Annotated in this window: 14 protein-coding genes; 3 read left to right on the plus strand and 11 right to left on the minus strand. The window is 59.6% G+C overall.

Annotated elements, in window-relative coordinates; genetic code table 11:
- Positions 1–11: 11 nt before the first annotated feature.
- The 11 genes from ku (G3T16_RS00950) to G3T16_RS01000 all read right to left on the minus strand — a co-directional run bounded on the left by ku (G3T16_RS00950) (position 12) and on the right by G3T16_RS01000 (position 13,297).
- Complete coding sequence (gene ku, locus G3T16_RS00950; protein ID WP_163493439.1) at positions 12–1,031, minus strand: non-homologous end joining protein Ku; 1,020 nt, start codon at positions 1,029–1,031, stop codon at positions 12–14.
- A 3-nt stretch (positions 1,032–1,034) separates the two neighbouring features.
- Positions 1,035–1,817, minus strand: coding sequence for a non-homologous end joining protein Ku (gene ku, locus G3T16_RS00955; protein WP_163493440.1), 783 nt, complete (start codon positions 1,815–1,817; stop codon positions 1,035–1,037).
- A 560-nt stretch (positions 1,818–2,377) separates the two neighbouring features.
- A complete protein-coding gene (gene egtD, locus G3T16_RS00960) occupies positions 2,378–3,385 on the minus strand; it encodes an L-histidine N(alpha)-methyltransferase (protein WP_163493441.1) in 1,008 nt (335 codons plus the stop codon).
- A gap of 45 nt (positions 3,386–3,430) precedes the next feature.
- On the minus strand, positions 3,431–4,705 hold the full coding sequence (gene egtB, locus G3T16_RS00965; RefSeq protein WP_163493442.1) for an ergothioneine biosynthesis protein EgtB: 1,275 nt from the start codon (positions 4,703–4,705) through the stop codon (positions 3,431–3,433).
- Positions 4,706–4,921: 216 nt separating this feature from the next.
- Positions 4,922–5,275 carry a glycine zipper family protein gene (locus G3T16_RS00970; protein WP_163493443.1) on the minus strand — a complete coding sequence of 118 codons (354 nt, stop codon included), beginning with the start codon at positions 5,273–5,275 and terminating at the stop codon, positions 4,922–4,924.
- Positions 5,276–5,353: 78 nt separating this feature from the next.
- Positions 5,354–7,171 carry an ABCB family ABC transporter ATP-binding protein/permease gene (locus tag G3T16_RS00975; protein WP_163493444.1) on the minus strand — a complete coding sequence of 606 codons (1,818 nt, stop codon included), beginning with the start codon at positions 7,169–7,171 and terminating at the stop codon, positions 5,354–5,356.
- A gap of 141 nt (positions 7,172–7,312) precedes the next feature.
- Positions 7,313–7,873, minus strand: a complete 561-nt coding sequence (locus tag G3T16_RS00980; RefSeq protein WP_232059209.1) for a regulatory protein RecX — start codon at positions 7,871–7,873, stop codon at positions 7,313–7,315.
- Positions 7,874–7,997: 124 nt separating this feature from the next.
- Positions 7,998–9,041: a recombinase RecA gene (gene recA / locus G3T16_RS00985; protein WP_163493446.1), complete on the minus strand. Its 1,044-nt coding sequence runs from the start codon at positions 9,039–9,041 to the stop codon at positions 7,998–8,000.
- A gap of 237 nt (positions 9,042–9,278) precedes the next feature.
- Positions 9,279–10,322, minus strand: coding sequence for a M14 family metallopeptidase (locus G3T16_RS00990; protein ID WP_163493447.1), 1,044 nt, complete (start codon positions 10,320–10,322; stop codon positions 9,279–9,281).
- A complete protein-coding gene (locus G3T16_RS00995; RefSeq protein ID WP_163493448.1) occupies positions 10,319–11,803 on the minus strand; it encodes a glutamate--cysteine ligase in 1,485 nt (494 codons plus the stop codon). Before G3T16_RS00995 ends, G3T16_RS00990 begins: the two co-directional genes overlap by 4 nt.
- Before the next feature lie 48 nt (positions 11,804–11,851).
- Positions 11,852–13,297, minus strand: a complete 1,446-nt coding sequence (locus tag G3T16_RS01000) for a dihydrolipoyl dehydrogenase (RefSeq protein ID WP_163493449.1) — start codon at positions 13,295–13,297, stop codon at positions 11,852–11,854.
- 204 nt (positions 13,298–13,501) lie between these two features.
- Here G3T16_RS01000 and G3T16_RS22305 point away from each other — a divergent pair, with 204 nt between their 5' ends.
- From G3T16_RS22305 to G3T16_RS01010, 3 genes are all read left to right on the plus strand, one after another.
- Positions 13,502–13,636 carry a hypothetical protein gene (locus G3T16_RS22305; RefSeq protein WP_269473258.1) on the plus strand — a complete coding sequence of 45 codons (135 nt, stop codon included), beginning with the start codon at positions 13,502–13,504 and terminating at the stop codon, positions 13,634–13,636.
- Entirely contained in the window at positions 13,636–14,565 is a 930-nt protein-coding gene (locus G3T16_RS01005; RefSeq protein ID WP_163493450.1) for a radical SAM protein, read from the plus strand. The genes G3T16_RS22305 and G3T16_RS01005 overlap by 1 nt, the downstream gene beginning before the upstream one ends.
- A 95-nt stretch (positions 14,566–14,660) precedes the next feature.
- Entirely contained in the window at positions 14,661–16,811 is a 2,151-nt protein-coding gene (locus G3T16_RS01010) for an FAD-dependent oxidoreductase (protein WP_163493451.1), read from the plus strand.
- The last annotated feature ends 3 nt before the right edge of the window (positions 16,812–16,814 follow it).

Here is a 16,814-nt window from a genome sequence, read left to right on the forward strand (position 1 = left end):
CCCGGGATCGTTCAGACTTGTTCCAGTGCCTTGATCAGTTCTTCTTTTCGCATTGCACTGCGCCCTGCTATCCCCTCGTCCTGCGCACAGGCATACAGCTCCTTCCGGCTCATCGTACGCAAGGATTTACGCGCCGACTGCGGGCCGCCAGCTTTCTTTTCAGGCGTTTTCGCGGAGGAAGCACGGCTCCGCCGGGCGTGGCTGCCGCCGCTGTCGTGTGGTTCCGATTCATTGCCCCGTGCCTGCAGTCGCTCTTTCAGCACCTGCATCAGATCTATGACATTGCTTTGCGTCGGGGCATCAGCCTCTGCCGTGGTAACCACATCGCGGCGCTTGCGCAGCTTCTTCTTCACTACCTGCTTCAATCCACGACCATAATCGTCAGCCAGCATGTCACGATCAAAAGTCTTTTTCGTCAACTTGGACATTGTCTTGCGGAACGAGGAAACAACAGCCGGATCGGCCTGTGGCAACTCATGGAGCCCCACCTCCTGCGGTGACCGGATCTCATCCGCAAAGCGCAGGGTTTCCGCTCGCAGAATGCCGTTCTCGGCAATGATGGCCACCAGGTACTCCCGTTCGCGCATGACAAAGGTAGCAATACCGGCGCGCTGTTCTTCTTCCATGATTGTGGCCAGCAAGCGATAGGCATTGCTGGTACCCTGGTCGGGCACGAGAAAGTAGCCGCGCTCAAAATAAACCGGATCGAGTTGCTCGAGCGCAACAAATTTTTGCAGGTCAATCTCCTGTGTTTTCTCCGGCGCCAGTGACTGCAGTTCCTCGTCTTCCACCACCAGAAATTGCCCTTTCTCTATTTCATAGCCCCGGACCAACTCGTCGAAGGACAGACGCTTTTGCTCCTTTTCGCAAAAGTAAACCCGTTCCAGACGCTCTCCGTTGGTGTCGACGATCTTCAATGCCCACGACTTGCCCCGGTTGGCCGGAAACAGACTTACCGGCAAGGCCACAAGCCCGAATGTAATCACCCCTGACCAGAATGGCCTGGGCCGCTGTATGTCATTTTCAACCATGGCTCAGGCCCTCTTGCGTACGGATTCCAGGCTGCTTTCCAGCGCGGCCGCGAGATCCGGGGAAGCCTGTTTGGCTTTGACAGGCTTCTTGACTATCCGTCCACCCTTGCGTTTCCTTTCCAGCATATCCATCACCCGTTCCCGGTATTCGTTGCGATACTCTTCGGGTTCAAAATCACTCTCCAGCATCGCCACCAATTTTCTGGCCATCTCCAGCTCGCGTTTTGCCGGCGCTCTGCCGGTGGGGGGCCTCAGTTCATTGCCGAGCACGACCTGATCGGCGTGGCGCAAGGAAATCAGCACGGGATGACCCCGATATACTCGCAATGCGCCGATGTAGGCTTTCTTGCGCATGACCCAGCTGGCGAGCCCTTCGACACCCTCGGCCTCCAGAGCGCCGACCAGAGCCGTATAATTACCGGTATCTCCGTCTGCGTCGGGTCCAAGATAATAGGGTCGGTCATACCAGCGATGGTCAATGGTGGTGGACGGGAAAAAACCGCGCAACTGGATATTGCGAGTAGATTCGGGTACCAGTGCTTCCAGCTCTTCGGGTTTCAGCATCACCAGTTCGCCCTCCGCAGTTTGCCAGGCGCGACGAGTCTCTGCATAGGGTACAACCGCGTTCGTTTCGGGATTCACCAGCTGTTGCCGTACCGGAACCTTGTCCCGGGCGTGTAACAAACGAAAATGTACCGGGCGACTTTTTATCGCCGAGTAGAGCTTCACCGCTATATTGCTATCTCCACAATGAATTACGCCTTTCCAGATAGCGCGGGCGGCCACTAGGACTCCCTGGTATCACAGTCACATTGGTGGCACAGATAGACATCTACACTCTCTGTGCCGACAGTACATATCATGCACACTGTCTGATCGCAGGCAGCGCAGTAGACCATTGCCTCCAGATGCAGGTGGCACTCGCAGCCGCAGCATTGCTCTGGTCCCGGCTCCAGCCACCATGCAGGATACCGCTGGTCTGCCGTCATCGATTTTCCCTTCAGTTTTCAGCGCTAGCCTGATGAAAGCAGGTTTTATGCCACCCATGGCTGTGTCTCCCAATTCCCCTGGGGGGCCATGCTGGCGGACGATACTCGAGGTTCGGGAACCGAAGCTTACAGCCACAAAGTTCAGAGCAAGGCGGGATAACGCAGGACTGGTGGCGCTGGTTCAGGTTTTTCCAACGCAGCCCCGGGCGCTGTGGCGAAGAGATCAGTACCCGAACTTTGCGCATGGCTCCACTGCGACGGTGCTGAAACAATCAGCGGAACTGCGATTGCGGACGGGTAATTTTTACGTATGGTCCGCAAGATTTACTATGCTTTGCCGTTTCGACTGCCGGGGCGTCACCCGGGATGCTCCAGCAGATGCACACTGAACCAGCCGTTTTCATCGCACCAGGTGTGACGCGCAACAAAGCCCGCGGCTTCGGCCACGGCGCGAAATCCGGCAATCGTGTATTTGTACGAATTCTCGGTGTGAATCCGGTCGCCTTGCCGGAAAACCAATTGGTGATCGCCCACGGTAACGGTCTGGTCAACACAGCTTTCCAGGTGCATCTCCACCCGGCTTTCACTGTCGTTGAAAAACGCAACATGACGAAAGCGGTCGCATTCAAAGTTGCCGCCTGCCACCTCATTAACGTGCTTGAGAACATTGAGATTGAACTGCGCGGTGATACCCGCGCTGTCATTGTAGGCAGCGTTCAGCAAGTCCTCGTTTTTGTACAGATCCACACCAATCAGCAATGCGCCGTGCTCGCCGCACAGCTGCCGCATGCGAGCCAGGAAAGCGATCGCTTCTGCAGGAGTAAAATTGCCAATCGTGGAGCCGGGAAAAAACAGCAGGCGGGGCCGGTCTGCAAGCGACCCGGGAAGCCGGATATCACTGCCAAAATCCGCACAGATGGCATGAACCTCCAGCCACGGATAACGCGCCACCAGGCGCTGCGCGGACAGGGTCAGTTGCTCCCGGGTCACGTCCACGGGGACATATGCTGCCGGACGCAATGCCTCGAGCATCCATTCCACTTTGCTGCAGTTGCCACTGCCGGGCTCAATCAACACCCGTCCCGGCCCTATGAGCGCTGAGATTTCATTGCAGTGCCCTGCAATAATGCTGCGCTCCATTCGCGGCAGGTAGTACTCCGGTAGATCTGTAATCGCCTCGAACAGCGCTGCACCTTGCTGATCGTAGAGAAAACGGGCGGACAGGTAGCGGGACCGGGCGGTTAGCCCGGCGATGATTTCAGCCGCCATATCCCCGCTACAGCCAAGCTGGTCGTGAAAATGAAACCGGCTGTCCTTTGCTGCGTGGTATTCCCGCGGCCAGGCCTGCAACATTGCATCCTCCATCTACCATACTCCCTTCAACTGGAAACAGTTATTGTCCGCGGGCTCTCACACGGAACGGCAAAGCCTCAGGCCAGAAAACTGCCAGCGATCGCCCGGGTAGAAAAAATTTCTGTAAGTGGACCTGATATGGGCTCTGGCGCTGGCGCAGGATCCTCCACGCAATACCATCTGATTACTCATGAACTTGCCGTTGTACTCACCCAGGGTGTCGCGGGATGCGACGTAGCCGGGATAAGGCAGATAACTGCTTCCTGTCCATTCCCAGACGTCGCCGAACAGCTGCTTCATACCTTGCTCGCCAGCTCTGGCCATCTGCGGCCGAAAATTTCCCGCGTCCAGGAAGTTGCCTTCGACCGGATAACCCGAGGCAGCCAGCTCCCATTCGGCCTCTGTAGGCAGGCGCGCCTCTGACCAGCGGGCAAAGGCATCCGCTTCATAGTAGCTCAGATGCGACACAGGCCGCTGCTCAGCCAGCGGGTGTTCACCATCAAGACGATATTCCAGCCAGCTCCCCTCGTTCAAACGCCAGTACAGCGGCGCTTGCCACCGTTGCCGGCAGACGGTATCCCAGCCGTCGGCCAGCCACAGTTCAGCGCGTTGGTAGCCTCCGTCTTCAACGAACTTGCGATACTCACCGTTGGTGACAAGGGATTCAGCGAGCGCAAAGGGCTCCAGAAACTGGCGGTGACTGGGTGTTTCATTGTCAAAACAGAACTGCTCGGCAACTGCACCCACCACGATCAGCCCACCTGCAAAGCTCTGCCAGCCCGGAGCGTCACGCCCGGACTCTCCCGAGGCCAGCTCGCTCTCCGCCGGTTTCTCCGCCCGGTACACCGGTTTCAGTGGATTGACGTAAAAGCAGTATTTGAGGTCCGTCAGCATCAATTCCTGGTGCTGCATTTCGTGATGTAGCCCAAGCTCAATGCGTTGCTGGATCTCTACATCGCTGGTGCTGCTATCACAGTAGTGCAGCAGCGCAAGAATATGCTGATCCACTGCCTGCCGATATTGATAGACCTCGCTCACCAGGGGACGGGACAACAGGCCGCGGCGGGCGCGGGCAAAGGGTTCGCCGACGCCGTTGTAATAGGAATTGAACAACTGTTCAAAAGCGGGGTTCCAGGCTCTGTAATCCGTCAGAAACGGTTTCAGAACAAAGGTCTCAAAAAACCACGTGGTATGGGCAAGGTGCCATTTGACGGGACTGGTTTCGGGTATCGCCTGCAGGTCAAAATCCTCTGTTTCCAGCGGCTCACACAGCTGCAGGGTAACGGCACGAACTCGCTGAAACTCCTTTTCCAGTGCGCTGCCAGACAGCATGTCCTAATCTCCCGTGCGTCCGTTTCCTGCTATCAGGCCCTTTGCGTGAGCGAAGGACCGAGAACTTGCAATTGCCTGTCGTCGAGAAAAGCAATGCAAATTTCGTACCGTAATTAAGATTGCGATTGCAGAGCCAAAGGCAGAACGATTCCTGCGTTGTCGGGAATCAAAGGAGCACAGCCTGAAAGGTGCCGCCGCTCACCCAAGACATCGCCATCAGTTCAGCACCCGGTAGCCGCGTCCTCGCATACAGCGCTTGGCGACCAGTTCCCGCTCACGATCATTCTTGATCGCCGAGGCCGCTCCCCCGGTGACCGCCCCGGTACCGGCACCCTCTCCGGCACTGCCACCAATAGCACCCAGAGCGCCACCGACCACAGCTCCCGCCGCGGCACCTTTCGCTGTGCCGGCAGCGATATCGACCTCGCGCGCGTATTCCTGACATTCCGCCAGATCCTGGCGATAACGGGCCATGTCCACGCCCTTGGTATCGACTATCGGGCGCGGCGTGCCGGAGCAGGCTGCCAGAATCAAAAGTGAAATCGTGACTGCACAGCGCAGCAATGTCATCGCAAGTCCTCCGGGTGTCCAGGACAGTTACTTCCTGACAGAATAGCCTGCTGATGGTCTCGATGCCACCCGTGGGACTCAGGAAAGCTGGGCTGGAATTGCTGCTGCGTCTCCGGCGTGTTCGTCCTGCTGAGCTCGCCACAGTGCCGCGTAATGACCACCACGCTCAAGCAGCTCGCGGTGCTGGCCCTGCTCGACCACTGCGCCCCGGTGCAGCACGATAATGTCATCTGCATCGACGATCGTGGAGAGGCGGTGGGCGATTACCAGACTGGTATGGCGTTCGGCGATAGCGCGGAGCGCCTTGAGAATGGACTGTTCAGAGCGACTGTCCAGCGAGGAAGTGGCCTCGTCAAATACCAGGATGGGCGGCCGCTTCAATACTGTGCGAGCAATGGATACCCGTTGTTTCTCGCCGCCGGACAGCTTCAGACCGCGCTCGCCCACCCGTGTCTCCCCACCAGCTGGCAACTGGGCAATAAAGTCATCGAGCTGCGCCATGTGTATAGCCTCTGCAATCTCCTGTTCAGAGGCACCGGGCTTGCCGTAGCGAATGTTTTCCATCAGGGTATCGTTGAACAGCACTGTATCCTGGGGCACTATGCCGATGGCCCGGCGCAGGGATTGTTGCGTAACCCCGGCGATATCCTGACCGTCGATCAATATACGGCCCGCAGTGGGCTCATAGAAGCGGAACAATAGCTTTACCAGGGTCGACTTGCCTGCCCCGCTGGCCCCGACCACGGCCAGCTTCCGGCCCGCTCGTACACTGAAACTGACCTGGCGCAGGATGGGCCGTTCCGGCTGATAGGCAAAACTCACGCTTTCAAAGCGGATCTCGCCCGGCCCCGCCTGCAACTGCGCTGCCCCGGGACGGTCCCGAACCGCCGGCGTCGCATCAAGCAGCGCAAACAGTTTTTCGATATTGGCCATGGCTCCCTTCATTTCCCGATACACGAAACCCAGGAAACCAAGTGGCATGAACAACTGAATCATGTACTGGCTGATCAGCACAAAATCGCCCAGCGTCAGAATTCCAGCCCGCACCTGATAGACCGCGAGGCCGATCATGCTGGTCTGGGCCAGCGCTATGATCAGCGCCTGGCCGCCGTTGAGGCCGAACAGTGAGAGCCGGTTTTTGCGTCTGGCCTGCTCCCAGCGTTCCAGCTCCTGATCATAGCGCTGCGCCTCATACTCCTCGTTGCCAAAATATTTGACCGTCTCGAAGTTGAGCAGACTGTCCACGGAGCGGCTGTTGCTGGCAGAGTCCGCCTCATTCATTTCGCGAACAAAGCGTGTGCGCCACTCGGTGGCACCAAAGGAAAACCAGCCATAGGCCAATACCGAGCCCAGGGTGATCAATGCATAACTGGCACCGTAATTGAGGAAAAACACCGTTACCACCGCAATGATCTCGAACAGCGTCGGGACGATGTTGAACACCAGGAAGCGGAGCAGGAAACTGATGCCGGTGGTACCCCGCTCAATGTCGCGCGCCAGACCGCCGGTACGCCGCTGGAGGTGAAAATCCAGATCCAGGGCGTGTACATGGCGAAATACCTTGAGCCCGATGCTGTGCATCGCGCGTTCGGTCACTCTCCCGAACAGGGTATCCCGCAGTTCCCCGAACAGCACACTGGAAAAGCGCGCCAGGCCATAGGCCAATACGAGTGCCAGCGCCAGGCCACCGGCGAGCTGGGTGGCGCCGCCGGCATCCAGCCCATCCACCAAATGTTTCATCAGGAAGGGGATCACGAGCACTGCAGACTTGGCCAACAACAGGCACAGCAAGGCCAGACCGATACGGCGGCGGTGATCCCGCAAATAGGGCCACAGTTGCAGAACCACGGACCAGTTCAGGCGCTGACCGGCAGTTACATTCTGGCTGGGACGCATCAGGTTCCGGTGCTCGCAGCAACGTCGTGCAGAAACTCAGTGTTTTCGGATGTCATCGTTCGGGCTCGCCAGTTGATGCGACAGCATAGCAAACATGGCCCGGCGAAACCTGCAGGCCCATGTTGACAACCTGAACAAGGGTCAGTCTTCCAGGAGATGACAAAAATGCTCAGGCAAAAAACCACGATACTGCATAAAGCGACTGCGGCGGGCCTTTTCCCGGAGCGCGGCCTGCTGCAACGCACGCTGTTCCTCGCGATTGCCTTGCGATTGCTCGGTCCGTTCGGTTGCCACGACTCCTCCAGCCGGGTCGCTGCCAAACTTCTTCAGGTAGGCTGACTCCGCCAACGCAAACCAGTCCGGCTGTACCGCGGCATGGGCAATATCGATCGCGGCATCATCCAGTCCCCTCTCCCGCATCTCCCGGCGCAGCCGCAGTGGACCGTAGCCCCTGCTCAGGCGTTGGCGCAACAGGCTCTCAGCGTAACGCTGGTCACTTTGCAGATTCTCCTCCCGCAGTACGTGCAGTACCTCCGCCACCATGCCAGCATCCGCAAAGCGGCGCTGCAGCTTCTGTTGCAGCTCCTGCAGAGAGTGCTCCCGGCGGGCCAGCAGGTTCATGGCTGCCACCCGCACGTCCGCGGGTCGCGGCTCCGTCGTCGAGGGGGAACAGCTGTCGTCTGTATCTGATGGAAAGTTCACGATCGGCCAACAGTTCATGGATAAAAATGGCGCCGGGTGAGTGAGTGGGGTAAGTGGTTACCCGGCGCCAGGAAAAGGGCTATTCGGGGCAGCGTCGCGATGCTGCCCGGACAGACAGCCAGGATTACTCCTGGTTCGCGGGAGCGTCCTCAGCCGCTGCATCCTTCTTCGCCGAACTCGCTACCGGCATCATCTGGTTGCGGATCAGGGACTCAATCTCATCAGCGATAGCGGGGTTGTCCTCCAGGAATCTGGCTGCGTTGGCCTTGCCCTGGCCGATCTTGTCACCCTTGTAGGCATACCAGGCACCTGACTTGTCCACCAGATTGAGCTTGACTCCCCAGTCGATGACTTCGCCCATATGATAGATGCCACTGCCGTACATGATCTGGAACTCCGCCTGTTTGAAGGGCGGTGAAACCTTGTTCTTGACCACTTTTACCCGGGTCTCGTTGCCGATCACCTCGTCGCCATCCTTGACCGCGCCGATGCGGCGGATGTCCAGCCGCACCGAGGAGTAGAATTTCAGCGCGTTGCCACCGGTGGTGGTTTCCGGGTTGCCGAACATGACGCCGATCTTCATCCGGATCTGGTTGATGAAGATGACCAGGCAGTTGCTGTGCTTGATCGCGCCGGTCAGTTTGCGCATGGCCTGGCTCAGCAACCGGGCCTGCAGGCCGACATGGGAATCACCCATCTCGCCCTCGATTTCAGCTTTGGGGGTCAGGGCCGCCACCGAGTCGATCACCAGCACATCCACCGCCCCGGAGCGCACCAGCATTTCAGCCACTTCCAGTGCCTGTTCGCCGGTATCCGGCTGGGACAGGATCAGGTCGTCGACCTGGACGCCGAGCTTCTCGGCATAGCTTGGATCCAGCGCATGTTCCGCGTCGATAAAGGCTGCGGTGCCGCCGGCCTTTTGTGACTGCGCAATCACCTGCAAAGTCAGGGTGGTCTTGCCGGAGGATTCCGGCCCGTAGATCTCGCAGATGCGCCCCTTGGGCAGGCCGCCTATGCCGAGGGCGATATCCAGCCCCAGGGAGCCGGTGGAAATTGCCGGAATGGCGATGCGCTCGTTGTCGCCCATGCGCATCACAGTGCCCTTGCCGAACTGGCGTTCAATCTGGCTCAATGCCGCATCCAGTGCTTTTTGTCTGTTGGCGTCCATATTCGACTTCTCTCCTGTCATTGACGGGTATTCCGGATAGCCCGGCGCTGGGAAGGCCTGCTGACAAGCCCGTTGACGCCCGACCAAACTACTGTATATATACTCAGTGTACTGGCAAAAAAAAGCAAGCCCCTCGACCCAAGAAAATCAGGCAAATCCAGGCAGCCCGGAGAAACCTGCCTGATCAGGCGACAGGTCGGCCATGTCCCGCTGGCAGCGGCTGGGCTGCGGCGGTATTCAATCCGGCTTCCAGGCCGGCGGCGGAGCGGCCACTTCCACCGCATAGAACAGGCAGTCGCTGGCCGCGATCGCGGCGTTGCCGGTAATCATGAACAGCTTCAGGGGCGCCGCCGGATAGAGCCGGCCACCCTCCTCCCGCACCAGCCGCGCCACGGCGCAGCCACCCCCGGCATCCCGGGCCCGGAACAGTCTGCGCAGCTCTCCGCTCACCCACCCCAGCGGGGTCCAGGCCGATACCGTACCGAAGTTGAGCTGTTCGATATCGGGTCGCAGCGTAACATCAAAACCGGGGGCAGCTCTCTCGCCACAGGTCAGCCTGACCCCCGGATTCAGTTCCAGACGGATCGGATCCTGCAGCAGCTCCAGGCCCTGGTCCCGGTCGTCGCGGGCCAATATCCGGGGGCGCAGCAGATACCGGCACAGTCCTTCATAGGCCAGCTGATGCGCCTCGGCGTCCATTCGGCCCCCCACTTCTATCGTGACTGTGGGACAGCCGTGGTCACTGATCTCCATCAAGGCCCCCAGATTCAGCCGGGTCACGATCAGGCATCGCGTGAACAGCGAAGCCAGTGCCTCGTGCTGGCGGTCCATATGGGTACAGACCGCAAAGGCAGGCCCCGAGCCGGAGGTATTGTGCATATCCACTACAGCCTCGGGTCGATGCAGGGCAAGTAATTCCAGGATTTCCTCTGCCAGCAGACCCTGCGGGCCGGTGAATGGAGGCCGGAAACAGCGGTTGAGATCAGGTGTGCCCGGCAGCATCCGGTGACTGAACAGTGGGGACGCCAGCGCTGCCTCTACCGAGGCAAGGATACACACCGTATTGACCGCCACCTGCTGGCCAGACTTGAGCCAGCGAAACAGAGCACGGGCACCGGAGGGTTCATTGCCGTGCAGCAGCGTGACGAAGGCGCGGCAACGCGAACTGTCGGCACCCTCCAGGAAAATACAGCTGGGGCCACCGAGATAGCGCAGGAAGGCCTCCACGTCGCCTCCGAGTCCGGAAGCGGGCGGGTTGCGCAGGAAGCGAAAACGCCTCATTCGGGCCAGTCCGAGACTGGCGTATTGCCGGCACTGTGGACCATGAAACGGTCCAGCATGGCCGCCAGCGCCCCGGGATCAGGCCGCCGGGCCCCGTCGCCGTTATTCTCGCGAGCCAGCTGGTCCAGCTGCCAGCGGGCCCCGGTCTGACCGCTGCCCAGGCGCCGCTCGATAATCTGCAGGTAACGCGAAGCTTCGCAGTCGGCGATACCGATTGCCGCCAGCCCGCGCCTGGCCACCGGCAACATGGCGGCAATGATCGTCGCCGCCGTCTGCTCCTCGCAGGCGCACTGGCGGTCGCGGGGCCACACCAGCTTTGCCTCCAGCCCGTGCTGCGCTGCCCGGTAAAAATTGTGTTCTGCGATGTGGAACGGCAGTGCCGGCAGCCAGGTATTGATGTTTGGCCGCAGGCCCTCGGCCATGCCTATCAGGAACGCGGCATTGGCCACCATATCCGTCGACGTCGGCCCGGCTGGCAGCGCCCGCATCTCAATGCGCAGGTGTCCACCGGCAGCGGCATCGTATACCGGCCGGTTCCAGAGCCAGACTGTACTTTGGTGCAACTGCAGCTCGGGCAATTCGGGAGGCCCGGCTGTTGTCCCGGCCTCCTCCGGGAGACACACTGGCAGCAGTGGTTGATACAGGCGTACCGTTTCCACGAACAGCTCCGCGGCGTCCCGCCGTACCCAGCCATGGCCAAAATTGACCCTGGCCGGTTCATTCCAGCTGTAACGGTCGGGCAGGCGGGTATCGATGGATTGCTTGAACAGGGGAATCCGGGTCTCCTGCCACAGCTTGTGCCCGAACAGGGTCGGAGAGTTGCCGGCGATCGCCAGCGCCAGTGGCGTCACTGCCTGGATCGCATTGAAGGTATCGGCGAACTGTGCCGGCGCCACGCGGTAGTGCACCTGGAACGAGGTATTGGCGCCTTCGAGCGTAATATCGTCCATCTCCATTTGCAGCGGATGCTGACCATTGATATCAATCTGGAACCGATGTCCCCGGCGTTCGATCAATTGCGCCACCAGTGCCTTGAAGCGACGTTTTCCGGTCAGGCACGCAGGGCCGAAGTCGGATCGCTGCAAGGTCGGAAGAATGCCAATCGGCACGATCCTGGCATCGCGCGCTGCCGCCAGCTGGCGCAGGGCCGCCAGTTTCTGTTCAATTTCAGTTTCGATGCGTTGAAATGGTTGCGCCGTCAATGCCACGGGACTCAGGTTGTATTCCAGGTTATAGCGATTGAGTTCCAGCGTGAGTTGAGGGTCCGCGGCATCGGCCTGCAATTCCTCATTCAGATGCAGCGGCCTGCCATCGGGACCGACAATATAGATTTCCAGCTCCGCGCCCAGCGAGCCCGGACCTTCGCCAAAGCCTGCCACTGCCAACTGTTCCCGCAGTTGGTTCAGATTGTGCTCCAGGCGCAGCCCGAAGCGCTGATAATCCTCCGCGGCAAAGCGGGTTCGGGGGATGTCAGTGCCCATGCCGTCTCCCGGGAGGAGAGCCGGGGTACTCGTTGTGACAAGTGCGCGTCAAGCTCCCGGCCCGCATTCGAGGCACTCATTCACAGCGACGGACACCTTTTTCAGCTTGCTATTCAAATCCTTCAGGGCGGAGCGCACCCCTTCCTCGACTACGGGATGATAAAACGGCATGGCGAGCATCGCCGGGACCGTCAGCCGCTGCTGTGCAGCCCAGGCAAGCAGGTGGCCGATATGCTCAGCGTCGGGGCCAAACATCTCTGCGCCAACAAATATGCCGCTGCCGCTTTCAGCATAGACTTTCAGTATTCCCCGGTTCTTGCCGATGACCTTGCTACGGCCCTGATTTTCAAAGCAACTTGAGCCTGTGACATAAGGTTGGCGCTCCGTCGCCGACAGCCGGGCAACCGGAACCCCAACCGTCACAATTTGCGGACTGCTGAATACCACCGCAAAGGGCACTTGCCTTTCCACGGACGCCAGGTCTGGATAGCGGCCGGCATTGCCCCCGGCAATCCGGCCTTCATTGGCCGCTTCATGCAGGACCGGGGCGTGGCTATTGGCGTCTCCAACCAGGAAAACCGGGCTGTCCCCGCATTGCAGTGTCGATGGATCTGTCACGGGAATACCCTTGTCGTCCAGGGTCAGACCACTGTTGTCAGCCAGATGCAGGTCACCGAGATTGGGTGAGCGCCCGGTAGCTGCCAGAACGTACTCGAATGTCTCTGTGACCTGGCCTTTTTCACGGTGTTTAAAGGTTACCGATACACCCTCATCAGTCAGCGAGACAGCCGTCACCTCGGATCGGGTGTCCAAATAGAACTCCTCATTGAAACACCGTTCTGCGTAGCTGCGTATTTCCTCGTCAGCGATCCCGCCGAGGGAACCACCTCTGCCGAACATGCGTACGCGGACGCCCAGGCGGCTCAGCGCCTGCCCCAATTCCAGCCCCAGAGGTCCAGCGCCAAACACGGCGATGGAAGCCGGCAGGGATGGCAATTCAAACAGGCTGTCATTTACCAACAGCCGGTCACCCAGATCCTTGAACATGTCGGGGATGCTGGGGCTGGATCCGGTCGCGATAACAATACGCTCCGCCTCGACCTGCAGGTTTTCGCCCACTGCCAGTCTGCCGGGAGCCAGAAAACGGGCTCGTCCCCACAGCTTGTGAGCTGCGGGTATTGTCTCCATCGCAGTGAGCACCGCCCCGACAAAGGCGTCCCGCTCCCGGCGCACACGATCCAGCACCTGGCCACCATCGACCACAACATTCCCCACTTGAATCCCAAAAAGACCACTTCGTGCAGCCTCGTGGGCACTGTCCGCCGCCGCAATCAACAGCTTGCTGGGCATGCAGCCAACCCGGGCGCAGGTGGTGCCGTATACGTCACCTTCGATCAATACCAGATTGTCGCTGTGCTTGAGCGCCGCGTTGTAGGCAGTGAGCCCCGCCGAGCCAGCGCCGATAATGGCGATATCCACCTTGCGTATATCCATATCCCTTATTCCCCGGCTTTTCGACAAGTGTCAATGTGATCACTCCCATGCCACCTGATTGGCGATGTAAGTCAATGCACTTTAAGGGTAGTCTTGGATACCAGATCTGACCAGATTGATGCCTGATCGGGTGATTAATTACAGCTGACTGTAACACTCGCCCGAGTCTTGCATCCAACAGGGACAACCAGGCCGGAGCAAGCTATGGACAATGAAGTTCAACAATACAATCAGAAGACGGATCCCGCACGCTACGAAATCCACCCCGGCAGCAGCCAGGCGCTGCCCTTCGCTACCCGGACCGATGAACAGGCCAATGGCTGCGGGGCTTGCTGCTGATGGAACTGATCAATGCCAGAGTTGTCAGCCACCGGGCGGACCGGCTCCATACGCCGGGTGGCGAGCGCCGGGGCTATATCCAGACCGCGCAGCTGCGGGAGCTGTGGTTTCACACCGGCACGGCCTGTAACCTGGCCTGCCCGTTCTGCCTGGAGGGTTCAAAACCCGGTGACAATCGCCTCCAGCTGATGACTTTGGCCGATGCCAAACCCTTTATCGAGGAAGCCATTGAGCTCGGCGTCGAAAGCTTCTCGTTTACCGGTGGCGAGCCATTCGTCGCCCGCGATATGCACAATATTCTGGCCTGTGCGGCCCGGCACCGGCCCTGCCTGGTACTGACCAACGGTACCGCCCCGCTGCACCAGCGGCTGGACCAGATAGCCCCCCTGGCACAGGCTGAAAACCCGGTCCGCTTTCGGATCAGCATCGACTATCCGGATCCCCAACGCCACGAAGCGGGCCGGGGTGAAGGCACCTTCGAGGAATCCCTGGTCACGATGAAGGCACTGCACGAGCTGGGTTTCGCCCTGTCGCTGGCACGACAATGGGAGCCTGGCGAAGATACAGCAGCGGTAGAAAATCACTTCCGGAGACATTTGCGGCGCCACGGCCTGCCGGAGGATATTCACCAGGTGTCCTTTCCCGATTTCCATCCGCCCGAAAGCCACGTCCAGACGCCGGACATTACCGAACACTGCATGACAACCTATCATAGCGCCGCAAGCCGCGCCGACTTCATGTGCGCCTTCAGCCGCATGGTGGTGAAACAGGCAGGACGGACAAGAGTTTATGCCTGTACCCTGGTGGATGACGACCCGGACTACGACCTGGGTGGAACGCTGACAGCAAGTCTTGAACCGCGGGTCATGTTGGGCCACCACCGCTGTTACAGCTGCTTCAAATACGGGGCATCCTGCAGTGAAGGTTAAGGATATTCCGCAGCGGTACCACCGAATCATCGCATCAAGGGAGCACTTCGACCGCCAAGTGGGCCAGCAATGATATTGAATTAGAGGAGTCCCAGGTGCCCCGAAATATCAAAAAGTTACTCATTGTCGGCCTGATCGCTGCCGTGGTCACTGCGTATTTCTGGCTGGATCTCGGGCGCTATCTGAGCCTGGGCTTCCTGCAGGAACAGCTGGATGCCATCCATAGCTATTATGACCAGAGCAGGCTCTTCAGCTGGCTGATCTTCATCGCCATTTATGTGGCGGTTACCGCACTGTCGATACCCGGCGCGGCGATCATGACCCTCGCCGCAGGTGCCATTTTTGGCTTCTCTACCGGGCTACTTCTTGTTTCCTTTGCCTCGGCCATCGGCGCCACACTGGCGTTTCTGGTGGCCCGCTTCCTGCTGCGGGATACAGTACAACAACGCTTCGGCAAGCAGCTCGCCACCATCAATCGCGGGGTCGAGAAAGATGGCGCCTTCTATCTGTTCACGCTGCGTCTGGTGCCGGTATTTCCGTTCTTCCTGATCAACCTGGCAATGGCGCTGACGCCCCTTCGGACCTGGACATTCTACTGGGTCAGCCAGGTGGGGATGCTGGCCGGTACCGCCGTCTATGTCAATGCCGGCACCCAGGTGGCGCAGCTGCAAAGCGTCGGGGATATACTCTCGCCCGGGTTGATCGGCGCATTTATCCTGCTGGGCCTGCTGCCCTGGATTGCGCGCACCATCCTCGCACCGATGCAACGGGCAAAAATCTACCGCGGCTGGAAAAAACCGCAGCACTTCGACCGCAACCTGGTGGTGATCGGTGCCGGCTCCGGCGGTCTCGTCAGCGCCTATATCGCCGCCACCGTCAAGGCCAGCGTCACCCTGATCGAGCGGGAACGCATGGGCGGCGACTGCCTCAATACCGGTTGTATACCCTCGAAGGCGCTGATCAAGAGTGCCCAGGTGGCGTCGCTGGCCAGTCACAGCCTGGATTATGGCCTTCAGCAACTGCACCCGGAAGCGGATTTTGCCGCAGTGATGGATCGTATCCAGGCGGTCATAAAAACGATTGAGCCCCACGATTCTATCGAGCGCTACAGCAAGCTGGGAGTGGATTGCCGCCAGGGCAATGCGCGTCTGATATCGCCCTGGGAGGTCGAGATCACCGGCGAGCAAGGCACGCAGACCCTGTCGACCCGCAACATCATTATCGCTTCCGGTGCCGGACCGCTGGTCCCGCCGTTCCCCGGCCTCGACCAGATCGATTATCTGACCACCGAAACCCTGTGGAAAATGCGCGAGAACCCGGGCCGCCTGCTGGTACTCGGCGGCGGCCCCATAGGCTGCGAGCTGGCGCAGTGCTTTGCCCGGCTCGGTGCACAGGTCACGCAGGTGGAAATGTTGCCCCGCCTTTTGCCCCGGGAAGATGAGGACGCCGCCAAGCTGGTCGCGAAAGCATTGCGCCGGGACGGGATCAATCTGCTCTTGGACCACAAGGCCGATCACTTTGCGATGGAGGACGGCGAAAAAGTACTCTATGCCGAACTTGGGGACCAAAGCGTACGGTTGGTATTCGACCAGGTCCTGGTCGCCATCGGCCGCAAGCCCAACACCGAAGGCCTCGGACTCGAGGCACTGGGGATACAGACCTGCAACAACGGCACCATCGCACTGAATGAGTTTCTCCAGACCCGCTTTCCCAATATCTATGCTGTTGGCGACGTCGCCGGGCCCTTCCAGTTCACCCACACCGCGGCCCACCAGGCCTGGTACGCTGCTATCAATGCCCTGTTCGGTCGCTTTAAAAAATTCAAGACGGATTACTCGGTCATCCCCTGGGCCACATTTACCAGCCCGGAAGTGGCACGGGCAGGGCTGAATGAGCAGGATGCCAATGAACAGGGCGTTGAATTTGAAGTGACCCGCTACGGCATCGACGACCTCGACCGGGCCATTGCCGACGGCAGCGCCGAGGGCTTTGTCAAAGTGCTGACCCCGCCCGGCTCCGATCGAATTCTCGGCGTGACCATTGTCGGAGACCATGCCGGCGACCTGATCGCCGAGTACGTACTGGCGATGAAACATGGACTCGGCTTGAAGAAGATTCTCGGTACCATTCATATCTACCCTACTCTTGCGGAGGCCAACAAGTTTGCCGCCGGAGAATGGGCGAGAGCCCATGCACCGCAAAAACTGTTGCAGCTGGTGGAGCGCTACCATCGCTGGGAGCTCTAGGGA

Source organism: Kineobactrum salinum (genome assembly GCF_010669285.1).
In the GTDB taxonomy this organism is placed as follows: Bacteria; Pseudomonadota; Gammaproteobacteria; order Pseudomonadales; family Halieaceae; genus Kineobactrum; species Kineobactrum salinum.